11 protein-coding genes are annotated in these 12,329 nt (G+C 46.3%); 3 read left to right on the forward strand and 8 right to left on the reverse strand.

Features of this window, described 5'->3' with window-relative positions; genetic code table 11:
- Positions 1-70 precede the first annotated feature (70 nt).
- The gene (locus tag LZG74_RS21920) at positions 71-907 is read left to right on the forward strand and encodes an AraC family transcriptional regulator (protein ID WP_233798628.1); all 837 of its coding nucleotides are present in this window, start codon (positions 71-73) and stop codon (positions 905-907) included.
- A gap of 14 nt (positions 908-921) precedes the next feature.
- On the opposite strand, the gene LZG74_RS21925 is transcribed toward LZG74_RS21920, so the two are convergent.
- Together LZG74_RS21925 and LZG74_RS21930 are read right to left on the reverse strand one after the other, a co-directional pair.
- The gene (locus LZG74_RS21925) at positions 922-2,304 is read right to left on the reverse strand and encodes a bifunctional class I SAM-dependent methyltransferase/glycosyltransferase family 2 protein (protein WP_233798629.1); all 1,383 of its coding nucleotides are present in this window, start codon (positions 2,302-2,304) and stop codon (positions 922-924) included.
- Positions 2,301-3,809, reverse strand: coding sequence for a hypothetical protein (locus tag LZG74_RS21930; RefSeq protein ID WP_233798630.1), 1,509 nt, complete (start codon positions 3,807-3,809; stop codon positions 2,301-2,303). Before LZG74_RS21930 ends, LZG74_RS21925 begins: the two co-directional genes overlap by 4 nt.
- Positions 3,810-3,959: 150 nt before the next feature.
- Between LZG74_RS21930 and LZG74_RS21935 the strand changes: the two genes are divergently transcribed.
- Entirely contained in the window at positions 3,960-4,748 is a 789-nt protein-coding gene (locus LZG74_RS21935) for a hypothetical protein (RefSeq protein ID WP_233798631.1), read from the forward strand.
- 73 nt (positions 4,749-4,821) lie between these two features.
- Here LZG74_RS21935 and LZG74_RS21940 read toward each other — a convergent pair whose 3' ends face one another.
- Positions 4,822-5,346 carry a DUF4142 domain-containing protein gene (locus LZG74_RS21940; protein WP_233798632.1) on the reverse strand — a complete coding sequence of 175 codons (525 nt, stop codon included), beginning with the start codon at positions 5,344-5,346 and terminating at the stop codon, positions 4,822-4,824.
- A gap of 128 nt (positions 5,347-5,474) precedes the next feature.
- Here LZG74_RS21940 and LZG74_RS21945 point away from each other — a divergent pair, with 128 nt between their 5' ends.
- Positions 5,475-5,786, forward strand: a complete 312-nt coding sequence (locus tag LZG74_RS21945) for a hypothetical protein (protein ID WP_233798633.1) — start codon at positions 5,475-5,477, stop codon at positions 5,784-5,786.
- Positions 5,787-5,961: 175 nt separating this feature from the next.
- Here the strand turns inward: LZG74_RS21945 and LZG74_RS21950 are convergent, their stop codons facing one another.
- The 5 genes from LZG74_RS21950 to LZG74_RS21970 form a co-directional block, all read right to left on the reverse strand.
- Positions 5,962-6,516, reverse strand: a complete 555-nt coding sequence (locus tag LZG74_RS21950) for a YceI family protein (RefSeq protein WP_233798634.1) — start codon at positions 6,514-6,516, stop codon at positions 5,962-5,964.
- A gap of 143 nt (positions 6,517-6,659) precedes the next feature.
- Complete coding sequence (locus LZG74_RS21955) at positions 6,660-7,337, reverse strand: TrkA family potassium uptake protein (RefSeq protein ID WP_233798635.1); 678 nt, start codon at positions 7,335-7,337, stop codon at positions 6,660-6,662.
- Between the two features lie 11 nt (positions 7,338-7,348).
- A complete protein-coding gene (locus LZG74_RS21960) occupies positions 7,349-9,118 on the reverse strand; it encodes a TrkH family potassium uptake protein (protein ID WP_233798636.1) in 1,770 nt (589 codons plus the stop codon).
- Between the two features lie 55 nt (positions 9,119-9,173).
- The gene (locus LZG74_RS21965; protein ID WP_233798637.1) at positions 9,174-10,829 is read right to left on the reverse strand and encodes a hypothetical protein; all 1,656 of its coding nucleotides are present in this window, start codon (positions 10,827-10,829) and stop codon (positions 9,174-9,176) included.
- A 10-nt stretch (positions 10,830-10,839) separates the two neighbouring features.
- Positions 10,840-12,303 carry an MBOAT family protein gene (locus LZG74_RS21970; RefSeq protein WP_233798638.1) on the reverse strand — a complete coding sequence of 488 codons (1,464 nt, stop codon included), beginning with the start codon at positions 12,301-12,303 and terminating at the stop codon, positions 10,840-10,842.
- Positions 12,304-12,329 lie beyond the last annotated feature (26 nt).

Consider the following 12,329-nt stretch of genomic DNA (forward strand, 5'->3'; position numbering starts at 1 on the left):
AAACGACCCCGCCGATCCTATTGTAAAAATCCATTGTTAATTGGTATGTTTATGGTATTCTTAAAACCCCATGAAACGCTACGTCCTTCATTCACCATTCAGCATTTATCATTTCGAGGCCGAAACCTGGACGCACTCGGTACATAAGCATACGTATTTTGAAATTATTTTTATATTGAAAGGAAATGGTGTTCACCATATCAATGGCAATGCGTTCCAATATGCCGAAGGAGATGTTTTTCTGCTTGGCCCGGAGGATTTTCATCATTTCGATATTCAGGAACCGACGGAATTCAGCTTTGTCCGTTTCAATGAATCTATTCAGAAGCAGCTGCCTGGCGATAAGGAGCGCCCCTGGCAGCCGGTGATCCGGAATTTGCTGAACACCTCATCGCAAAGCCGCGGATCAATTGTTACGGATAAGCAGGAGAAACAGAAGCTGCACCATTTACTGGCGGTCCTGGAAACAGAATCAGCCAATGACCAGTCGCAGTATTTTGAGATCATCCGCGATAGTCTCATGCGCAGCATGCTCGTTATCCTGGCACGCAACCTGTTCAGTCAGACGCCCGGAAAGCCCGTTACGAAGGATTCGATAGAAGCGATTTTAATGTATATCCGGCAGCACATTTACCGTCCCGAAGAACTCACTATTGAACATCTGGCCGAAACTTTCCATTATGCACCTGCCTATATCAGCCTCTTTTTCAAGAAGCAAACCGGCGAATCTTTAAAACAATACATTATCAAGCACAGGATCAAACTCATAGAAGCGCGCCTGCTGTACAGCCAGCTTACCCTGAGTGAAATTGCTGACGAGTTCAGCTATACGGACGAAAGCCATCTTTGTAAACAGTTCCGAAAATACACCGGCGCTACGCCGACTGCTTTCCGGATGCGGATGTGAAATAATGCTGCCGTTCAGGTGAATTTGATTTTTTTCACGGCAAATGCAGTCATGCGCAGCAAAAGCCAGCCATGCTTGAAGCGGGAGATATTCGTCTCACCATATGTGCGGGCGCGGTAACGGATCGGGATCTCGACAAATTTTAGGTTTAACTTGGCAGCACCGAAAATCAGGTCGAAATCGCCGAACGGATCAAAATCCCCGAAATAAGCCCTGTTAGCGGCTAGTTTCAAATAATTTTCCCTTGAAATCACTTTGGTACCACACAATGTATCCTTCAAGTTCTGGCCCAAAAGCCATGAAAATGCAAGGCTGAAAAACTTGTTACCCAGGAGGTTCAGGAAACGCATTGCCTCCTTTTCCATAGGATACACCAGCCGTGAACCATTGATATATTCCCCTTTCCCCGATGCAATGGCATTGAAAAACTTGGGAAGTTCCTCGGGCGCCACGGTCATATCGGCATCCAGGATCATCAGAATATCCCCGCTCGCCACGCTATAACCCTTCCTGACTGCGTCTCCCTTGCCTTTGCCCGTTTGCTGCGCCCATTTAATGTCCCTGAATCCGCTATAATGAGCGCCCAACCGCTCGATTTCAGGCCAGGTTTGGTCCGTGGAATTGCCTTCTATAAAAATCAGTTCTGTATGACGCCCCATCTCGGGTGTGCGCTGCATGAGGGCTTCAATGTTGCCTTTTTCGTTGCGGGCAGGAATAATAACGCTTACGCTCATCTCCCCGGCAGGCTTTACGGGCACGCGCTTGCTCCTGGCCACCAGGCAAGTAATCAGTCCCAGGGCATTAATGATGGGCAGATTTGCTACATACCGGTTCAGGAAATCGGATAGAAAGGGAATGTATTTGGGAAAGATCATCTTCTTGTCGTGGCTGATCAGATCGAAATCCGAGAGATTGAGGAGCGAGATAATGTCACTGATATCTAGCCAGTTCTGACGTTTCTGGGGCATTTTCAGACCAAGCTTTTCTGCAAGGTTCAGCAATGGCCTCCATATGAAATTGGTGGAGGTGATCACCAGGCGGGTTTGCGGAGTGAATACTTTGTGAACTGCTTCAAACACCATCTGAACGTCCCTGAAACTTCCTATTGTATCACTGATGATCACGTAATCGAAGGTTTCGTCCAACGATAAATGTTCCGCACCCATTTCCAGATAGGTGTTGCCCGGGCGATGGATTCTGGCAAAACGGATCATTTCGCCCGAGATGTCAATGCCGACGCCCCTTGCCGGCCGCAGTTGTTCCAGCAGATAGCCTGTGCCGCAACCAATTTCCAGCACGGAGGATCCTTCCGGCACAATGAATTTTAATTGCTTTACCAAAGTCCGATGGTAATACGCGTTTTTCCTGATCCATTTTTCTCTTGTCTCCCCTGTCATTTGAAGTGCAGTTTATACCAGCCGGGATCGGCCAGAATCAAAAGATGCTCATTGGGAATAATTCGGTAATCACTGCCAGGGAATGTGCGGTAAAAGCCGCTTTTGACCAAATCCCTTTCGTAGACATAAAGAAGGGGTTTGCCAAGCACATGCAGCGGGTATTTTCCGCCGTAATCCCAGAAGCTTGGATAAACATTTTCGAAATAGCGTATGTGCTGAAACGGAACGATCACCTCCGAGCCGGGCGGCAGCTTTCCTGCCAGATCATGCAGTTCATTGGCAATGCCTTCCGGGTAAGGATCCAGTCCGAGGCACGTTTTGATCAAATAAGATACATGGGCACTTAACCGGGAAGGCCTGGACTCGAATGTGAAATGATGCGCAACCAAAAACGGCGCCATAACAAACTGCAAAACGCAGCCCGCCAGCGTCCAGGACATTGCATTTTGACCTCTTAACATGCCTGACAGCGTGAACCGGTGACTCAGAAACAGGAAAGCCCCAAACATGAAAGCCCACAGACCGCTTATCCTCGGCGGGTACGAGATCCCCGGATAAATGGTTGGAAAGTAATATAGCGACTCCACAGCAAACATCACAAACAAAACCAAATAGCAACCTGCCAACAACCCGAAAATGAGACGCTTACGCGCAAATGTACGAAGCCAAGGGATAAAAGGAATCAGTCCCAAACCAAAAGTCAATAACCCGACCATGCCCGAAAACAGAACATAATAAACGAACGTCATGTTAAATTCAACCTTTGCAAACGCCTGGGCAAGACGGCTCGTTTGTGGTCCGTTTAAATGCGAAAGCCACCATAATCCAAGAGCAAACAATGTAAGAGAGATGCCGGTGATAGTCACATTTCTCCTGTTTAATAGATAGCTCAAAACCGGTTTGCCCGGATTGCGAAGGACCAGATCCACCACCGAGCAAAACAATAACAAACAGCAAATGAGCACAATAGCAGACTCTTTGACCAAAAATGCAAGTGACAGCCACACCAGGCTCATCCCCCACTTCCGTTGTCCCAGACTTAATGCGAGCAACGCGAGCAGCGGAATCAGGTATTGCTCGGGATGCCAGCCGAAATAATCCAGATACATGAAATACGCCATAGGCCCAAAAACGAAGCACACGGCCGTGAGCCAGGAGGCACGGCTTTCCAACGCATTAAAGTCCGGGAGACTTCGATAATATTTCCAGAAAAAGAAGCCAACCAGACATACATAGGCCATAAAAAGCCCATAAACGCCCATCGGTTTGGTAAAAATGCCTGCCAGGGGAATGAGATAATAGTTATGCTGCAGCGCATGGTTTCCGTAGATCGTATCAAACAGCAATGGCCGGCCCTCCAACCAGCCCCGGCTCAATTGCAGGATCACCATGCCGTCGGGATACTGCTCAGGGCTTGTTTGAAATTGGAACACTTTGAGTAAATACCACAAAATACAGCCCGCAATGGGAAGCATAATGAGGAACGCATTGGTATATCGGCTCATAGGTATGCTTAAAAGGTCGATTATCAAGCACTAATACTCCCAATCCTTTTTATACTTTTTAATAGTTTTTAGCATTTCTTTCAAGTTGAGCGTCCGGGTGCCCGATACCTTTGTCAACAGAAAATTAAAACAAGTTCAACCAATTTAGTTATGAAACCTTATCAATTGAAAACAAAGATCAGAAATGCAGCCATATTTGCCTGCATCGCACTCATGTCCGCATGCAACGACAGTGACGAACCGGAAACACCTTCGCCATCGCTCAACTTTACGGAAGTGAAAGGCAGCGGGGACATTACCTCGCAGATTGCGGCTTTCAGGACATTACTCGGAGACCAACTGAACACCACACCAAACCAGAACGCCGGACGCAGGGAGATTAACTGGGATGCTGTGCCTGACAATCAAACCAATACAGACAATTTCCCTGGCGATTTTTTTAATAGCACAGATCCCGCCGTTGCTGCCGGCAGAAAGCGCGGCGCTATTTTCTCTACTCCGGGCAAAGGATTAAGGATCAGCGACAAGGATTTTAGCGACCTGGTTTCCAGTTATGGCGAGCAGTTCAGCTCATTCAGTCCTGCCCGCACATTCGCAGCGGTAGGAAGCAACAAAATGGACGTGACTTTCAAAGTTCCGGGCACAGCTACCAACGCGTTTGTGAAGGGTTTCGGCGTCGTATTATCGGATGTAGACCAGGCCAATTCGACTACGCTTGAATTCTTTGAAGGAGACAAAAGTCTGGGCAAATTCAAAGCGCCTATCCGCAAGGATGCCAACGGATTTTCGTTCCTTGGCGTCGTTTTCCCCGACAGCAAGATCACAAGAGTGACCATTACCACCGGCTCAGCGGCGATCAGCAACAAATATGCCGACAATGTTGAAAATGACCTGGTGATCATGGACGATTTCTTTTACAGCGAGCCCTTGGCGCAGTAACCGAAAACCGATAATTGAAAGCAAAAAGCCGTCAGATCTGTGGACCTGGCGGCTTTTTGCTTGGATTATCATTTTACTTAACAGATGATTCTTTCTGGTTTTGCGGGAAAAGCGCTTTGGCCATTTCTAAATGGTGCTTCAAGGCAGGGATTTTGGAATCCGCCCACTTTTTAAAATCGGGATCTTTTCCTTCGTTGGATTCTGATTGAAACAAGCCGATCGTTTCTTCGTGAGAAGCAATCATCATATTCATGTAAAGCATATCAAACTGCTCGCCGGATTGCGCATTCAGGCTGTCGTACATTTGCTGCTTGGCAGTGCTGAGCTGCGTTGGAATGCTCACTTGCTTTTTGCCTGCGAGCGCTTTCAGCTCACTATTAACCTTCGTATGGTCTTTAATCATCGACTTGCCAAAGTCCTTGCACTTCGCAGCAGTGGCCTTCTTTACAGCAAGTTCACCTAGTTTCACTTCAAGCATCCCGCCATCAGCGGCCGCCAGCACGAACTTCGCGTCCGGTGAGTCTGTTTCAAAGCGGTCTGAAAATGCCAGCACGGCGCTTAGCAATACGCAAGTCACTAATAATAAAATCGCTTTCATCTGAAAATCTGGTTCAAGTTTGAAAATCAGCAGCGGATTTAAAAACCATGCCAGTAACAGCACATACAAACGCTTTTTAGCATTGGTACAATTTTTATCGTTTGAATGGCAAACAACTTATAATTGAAATGGCAAAAACGACAGATTATGAAACCTGGCTGTCCAGTGTGGATTTGAGGGGCGATCAAGATGTATATGATTTGTATAGTTCGGTAAACAACTTTGAAAAATCCGGAAAATTCTACACGTCAAAAGAAGTCACGAACGACGGTTATGAATATCTCGTTCATGCAGAGGGAGTAGAAGATAACTTGCATTTGCAATCAGACGATGCAAAATTCACCTTCCTGGAATACCTGAAAGCCAATCACACTGATGCAGCAGACAATGACATTCAGGCGTGGTATGACATGAGAAAAGAACTGGGCAGAATTGACTAGCAGTTTCCAGCCTTACACTGCTCTGACAACGCAGTACGGAATCGCTGACCATTAATAAAAAAATTCGCGCCGAGTTACTTGCTCCAACATTTAAGCCGTTGAAGCAAGTAAGTCGCGCGTTTTAAACTTCTGCTGATTTTTATACTTCTGCTGATCGGTATGCTAGTGTAATGTATTAAGCTGCAACCGCTTCATTCACAACTTCTTTCGCAAGTTGAATATTCGCAATAATTTTAATATTCTCACCCAAGGCCAGACCACCAGTTTCCGTCAGCGAATTAAAAGTGACATTGAAATCCTTCCGGTCAATAGTTCCTGTCACCTCGAATCCCACCTTGGTGTTGCCCCACGGATCCCTTTCCGTTCCGCCATATTCTGCTTCCAGCTCCACCTCTTTGGTAATCCCTTTAATGGTCAGGTTACCTGTCAGCTTATATAAATCTCCTTTGATTTTTGTAAAGGTTGTCGATTTGAAATGAAACTGCGGATAAGTTGCTGTTTCGAAAAAGTCTGTATTTCGTAAATGTTCGTCACGTCCCGGCTGACCGGTGTCCACGCTGTCTACATCGATCGTAAAATCAATGGCTGCATTTTCAAATTGCTCCCCTTCCGTAACAGCTCTGCCGTTGAATGATTTGAATGATCCGGTTACGGTTGAAATCACAAGGTGTTTTACTTTAAACTGCACTTCCGAGTGCATCGGGTCGACATTCCAGGTTATTTTTGACATTGCATAAAAGTTAAATTGATACTATCCATGATTGATATGACAGTACAAACTTAGCTACTTATGCTATGGAAAGTATAGTACTATCCCAAAGGTTAGCAGTAACCTTTGGGATAGTAGAAAGAGTTGTGTTGTTCCGGATGACGTCAGTGCATGAGCTTTTCAATGTCTTTCAATTCCCCAAAAAGGACCAGCACTTCGTCCTCATGCATAATGGTTCCGGGCGTAGCAATGCCCGAGGCCCTTTTGAATATTTTCGCCAGCCCGTTTTCAGATCCTTTCGACAAGGTCAGCACCGTCAATACAATTACATTGTAACGGTTTGTGAGATCAGCTTCTGCGAGCGTTTTACCCACATAACGCGGTGGGACGCGGGTTTCAATGATGCTGTATTTTTCAGATACCTTAAACGAATCGACAATTCCCGAATTATCCAGCCGCATCGCGAGCCGTTCCGCGGATTCCTCTTCCGGCAGAATGTATTCTTCTATCTGCATCGCTTCCAGGACAGTCTTTTGAAGGTCCGACACGACCCGCCCGATGATCTTTTTCACGCCTAGTTGTTTGAGCAATGCCGTCGCCAGCAGCGATGCGCCTTCGTCCTCACCGATGGCCACAATTACCGCATCTGCATCTTTGAGCGGCAGCGAACTCACTGCATTCTTATCCGTACAATCCATGCACACCGTATGCGTAATGCGCTCTTTCAGCTGTTCCACCTTTTGCATGTTATTGTCCACGCCGATGGTCTCGTGCCCCAGTTCTGTGAGGCGGGTTGCCAGGGATTTGCCGAAACTTCCCAATCCAAATATGATGTATTTCATTTTTTACTGGTTTAAAAGTTCATCTGCTCGCCCGGGAGCTGATAATTTGTTGGTCTTGCATTCCGGACAATGGCCACAAGCAATGTCAGCGAACCTACCCTGCCGATGAACATGGTTGCGATGATCACCAGGCGGCCGGCGCTGCTCAGTTCCGGCGTCACTCCCAGGCTGAGCCCGGTGGTGCTGTATGCCGAGAAAGTTTCAAATGCGAGTGAAATGAGATGTTTATCGGGATCGGTGACCGACAATAGAAAGATGGCAATGCCAAGAAAGATCAGCGATAACGAGATAATTCCCAGCGCCTTAGAGATCGACTCCTGCAAAACTTTTCTCCCAAATACTTCAATCGTTCCTTTTCCTCTTGATAACGTCGCAATGTTGAGGATCGCCAATGCAAATGTAGTAACCTTAATCCCCCCGCCGGTAGAACCAGGCGCAGCACCAATCCACATTAACAGAAAAATGAGCATCACGGTCGGAAAAGCCAACTGACTCATTACAACTGTATTGAATCCTGCCGACCGCGGGCTGGTGCCGATAAACAAGGCCGTCACAATCTTGCCGTAGTAAGTGTCATGCGCCAGAAGCGTGTGGTTATACTCTAAAATGAAAACCACTGTAAACCCGAATAATATGAGAAAAAAGCTGGTATAAGCGATGATTTTGGAGTTGAAAGCAATGACGCGCGCCCTGTAAATGAAATGACGCCCATGCCGTACCCGGTGGTAAAGGTTGTAGGCCCAGCGCCGGATAAATTCATATGAATTGAAAATGATCCCGAAGCCCAATCCTCCCATCACATACAGCAGAATGAGCGAAAGATGCAGCTCATAATTAAACCGGAGCGCAGCATTGTTCATGCCATCCGGAACAGTAGAAAATCCCGCATTACAAAAGGCGCTTATGGCGTGAAAAACAGTAAAATAAAGCTGCTCTGCGCGGCTTTCAAAATCGTCCGGTTCCAGGCTGAGATAGATGAGCACACCCCCTACAATTTCGAAAAAGAAAGTGACCAGGATGATTTTATATAAAGTAGAAATCACGGAACTCACCTTATTCTCACCGATCAGCTCGGTAAACATCAGTTGGTTTTTATAGGAAAATCCGCCTGAAAAAAAGTAGCCGAAAAACCCCGTAAATGTCATGATACCCAGCCCGCCGATCTGTACGAGCACGAGCAGAATGGTCTGGCCGAAGCGCGTGAACTCCGAGGCAATGTCCACAACAGAAAGTCCGGTAATGCAAACCGCACTCGTTGCAATAAAAAGCGCATCTACAAATGTAAGCTGTTGATGGTGTGTGGTTTTGGGCAGCAGCAACAGCGCCGTGCCGATCAGGATCAATGTCAGAAAGCTCAGTACGAAAAGCAGCGTGGGATTGAAATAAAACTTATCAAAGAACAGCGTCTGCTTGGAAACTTCAATGATGAGTATCGCGAAAATGCCTACGTACATCCATTCCGGTTTCACAAGTTCTGTTCCGTCCGTTCCGGAAAAATGGTAACTATCGGCAATGATCACCGCGAGAAAATAAAAGAGCAGCAGCGCCTCTCCTACCCGGGAAATGATTGAAGATTTACTTTTGAACGCTGTGAAAGTCTTGGCAGCCAGCGCCAGTGTGAAAAATAAGAAGCACCATTCCAAAATCCGATTGGTTAGCTGCTCAATTTTCGGGTCTCTGTTGTAGCCCAAATGAAAAACGACCACCATTGCACAAACGACACTCATCGCTATCAATATGTGGTCCAGCGTTTTCCGGAAATATCTTATTTTTTCATTCATCCAATGCGCCCGATTTGCACAAACATAAAGCTATTTAGCGCATGTTTAAAGCAGCTCAAAGCGAAACATTTTTGGAAATCATCTTGAACCGGGGCTGATCATCGTCCAGCCAGCACAATGTAGCAGTATAAGTTCCTGGCTTGATTTTGACAGGAATTTCTACATTAAATTCCCCTGCCCCTGCTTTTCCACTCTTCCACGACGGCCGGTCGTCTTTTAGCGCCACCAGGTAGAACCGGTTGGGATCAGCATTTTCTGTCAGGCCCAGATATACATCTTTACCAGGAACTTCACTCCCAACATTGGAAACTTTGATCGCTTTCACCCGATAGAGGTAAGTTTTATATCGCGGCAGATCCGGATATTCGGTCACCTGTATGCCCAGATCACTTTTGGCCCCGGAAGTGGTTTTCCATGTATCGATCACCTTTTTGCCGAAATACTCAGGAAAGATATAGTTTTCATAAAATGAGGGCTCCGGGTCGGGCAGGTTATAATACTGGTGCAGAAAGAACTTGTTCCTTGTATAATTGTAACTATCCGCTTTCAGTCCGGCGTCGTTAAAATTAACAGCCTTGTCGTATTTTCTGTAACTGTAAACGCTTAAAACCAATGCAATGCTTATGGCGGCAATCTTGAAAAAAGTGGCTTTACGGAAGGGTGCGCTTTTAACCAGAAACAAATAAAAGAGAATAAGAACACTGACAGCGTAAATCTGGAACCTGGGCGCAATCATCGTTCCCACGCCTTCGGCATAGCGGCCGATCATGATCATCCCCATACTGCCCAGCATTCTCAAAAAGCAGATATCCGTCAGGTCGAGCTTCCATATCTCAGGGAATGAGAAGCGATAGCCCGCTTCCGAGCGGGGGAAAAATTTGAATACAAGAAAGGTTAGCAGAATGCCGGAACCCAGGATCGTAGACAACAATATGCCATATGTGTCCGAAATAAATCTTGCGAACGACCCCGTAACAACAATGAAAGCGTGCGCCATAAGCGGCAGGCTGTTCATTGTAAAGCCTATCTGGCTGGCAGAAGAAAGTTTGAAATCGGTAAAATAAAGGATGAGATATACGACCGTCAGGCCTGTGAAAATCAAGCTGTCTTTCCAGCGCTTTTGTGTGAGCAGCCAGAATATACAAACCGGCATAACGCTGATGCCGTCGAGGTTGGTGAGCGTGGCTGCAACGGCGATTGGAAATGCAAAAAGCCAGGAGGGTTTTTTCTCCGGCTGCAAAAAATAAAGGCACAAAATGGAAAACGCAATCGAAAGCGTGTGCTGGAAAGCCGTTAGGCTCCAAAGGTGAACATAATACACCAGGGGCGAAAACAGCAACAGCGTTACGGGCAGAAACAGCGTAATCTCCTTATTGGCAGATCTGTAAATCAGGTAAAAAGCATAACCCAAAAGCATCAGGTTGAAGTAACCCAGCAGGATCGTGAGCCTGAAATCCAGCGTGCCGCTCAGCAAGTAACTGAGAATTATACCCAACCGCGGAAACGTAGACCGGTGGTCGTTCTGCTGCCTGACAAGCGTGGTAAAGACATCCGCCGTTCCGTTTTTCAGGACATTAATGGAATCAACAAGTTCCATGTCGTCCATGAAAGGCACATTAATCGCATGTTTGAAGATAAAAACAGCAAACGCAATGACCGGAGCAGCCATTAGCAGATAAATGAGGAATTGCTTCTGTTTTACCCGGATCACGGTCTAAGATCTAGAATTGGAAATATATAAATTGAGGTGTGTTATCAAAAACACCCAGATATAAAATGGCTAGCACGAAGATGGAATAGAAGCTCCACCGCACCCACAGAGGCTGATAGGAAAGCGAAAGCCTGAGACTGTTCTTCTTCTGAAAATGATGGACCATTTCCATAAAGACAATGAGAGCAATGGCTGTAAAGAACGTTCTGCGCTTTTGCCCCAGACAAATGTTTTCCATAAAATATTGTGTGCTGAAAAACTCCTGAACCGATGGCCAACCCTTTCCTAAACTTTTTACAAGATTCCACATTATATCCGTATTATAATAGTCGGCGCGGAAAAAGATCCAGGCGAATGTAACCAGCACAAAGGTGGTCAGGACCTGGATGCCGTTATGAAGCCAGGGAACCCGGTCCATTCCTACCAGCGACTGGATGTAGGTTCTCGGCTTTTGGGTAACCAGTGCAAAAACGAGATAAAAGCCGTGCAGCGCGCCCCAGATGATATAATTCCAGTTTGCCCCATGCCAGAGCCCGCTTACGAGGAAAACGATAAACAGATTGAGTAAAGCCCGGTTTCTTCCCACACGATTGCCGCCCAAAGGGATATAGAGATAATCACGGAACCAGGTCGACAGGGATATGTGCCATCTGCGCCAGAATTCCGAAATGCTTTTGGAAGAATAAGGACGGTCAAAATTCTTCATCAGCGTAAAGCCCATCACCTGCGCGGATCCTATGGCAATGTCGGAGTAGCCCGAAAAATCGCAAAAGATCTGGAATGAAAAGAAGACAGCTGCCACCACCAGCGAAGGGCCGGAATACTGCGTCGGATAATCAAAGACCTGGTTGACGAAAATAGCCAGACGATCCGCAATAACGACTTTCTTGAACATCCCCCATGCCATCAGCAGCAATCCGCTTCTTACCTGCTCATAGTCAAACTTGTGCTTGATATAAAACTGGTGCAGAATGTTCTGGGGACGCTCGATAGGCCCTGCTACCAATTGCGGATAAAACATCACATAAAGTGAGTAAATCCCGAAATGTCGTTCCGCTTTCTGGTTCCCGCGGTATACTTCAAACGTATAACTCATGGCCTGAAAAGTGTGAAAAGACAAGCCTACGGGCAGCAGTATGTTCAGTAATGGGGTGTCAGTATTGAATGTTGTGTTAAGTTCGGCGGCGAAGAAATTATAATACTTAAAAACAGCAAGTACACCAACGTTTGCAAAAATGCTTAAAATCAGATACCGCTTCTTTTTTTCCGCCGTCGATTCCTCTATTAAGATGCCTGCATAGTAATCGATTACAATGGTAAAGGCCAGGATGAGGATGTAGATGGGCCTGAATGCCATGTAAAAATAGCAGCTTGCCGCGAGCAGCAACATCCAGCGATACCGATGTTCCAACAGGAAATAAAGGATCGTTACGACAGGAAAAAAAATTAAAAATTCAATAGAATTGAATAGCATTATATTCTTTTAATTGACTTGAATTA

The sequence above is a fragment of the Dyadobacter sp. CY327 genome (assembly GCF_021390415.1).
Classification (GTDB): Bacteria; Bacteroidota; Bacteroidia; order Cytophagales; family Spirosomataceae; genus Dyadobacter; species Dyadobacter chenhuakuii.

Coding starts and splice junctions, on each gene's coding strand:
- LZG74_RS21935 (WP_233798631.1), top strand. CDS start 3,960: ATGAAACCTTATCAATTGAAAACAAAGATCAGAAATGCAGCCATATTT.
- LZG74_RS21955 (WP_233798635.1), bottom strand. CDS start 7,337: ATGAAATACATCATATTTGGATTGGGAAGTTTCGGCAAATCCCTGGCA.
- LZG74_RS21970 (WP_233798638.1), bottom strand. CDS start 12,303: ATGCTATTCAATTCTATTGAATTTTTAATTTTTTTTCCTGTCGTAACG.
- LZG74_RS21960 (WP_233798636.1), bottom strand. CDS start 9,118: ATGAATGAAAAAATAAGATATTTCCGGAAAACGCTGGACCACATATTG.
- LZG74_RS21925 (WP_233798629.1), bottom strand. CDS start 2,304: ATGACAGGGGAGACAAGAGAAAAATGGATCAGGAAAAACGCGTATTAC.
- LZG74_RS21930 (WP_233798630.1), bottom strand. CDS start 3,809: ATGAGCCGATATACCAATGCGTTCCTCATTATGCTTCCCATTGCGGGC.
- LZG74_RS21920 (WP_233798628.1), top strand. CDS start 71: ATGAAACGCTACGTCCTTCATTCACCATTCAGCATTTATCATTTCGAG.
- LZG74_RS21945 (WP_233798633.1), top strand. CDS start 5,475: ATGGCAAAAACGACAGATTATGAAACCTGGCTGTCCAGTGTGGATTTG.
- LZG74_RS21940 (WP_233798632.1), bottom strand. CDS start 5,346: ATGAAAGCGATTTTATTATTAGTGACTTGCGTATTGCTAAGCGCCGTG.
- LZG74_RS21950 (WP_233798634.1), bottom strand. CDS start 6,516: ATGTCAAAAATAACCTGGAATGTCGACCCGATGCACTCGGAAGTGCAG.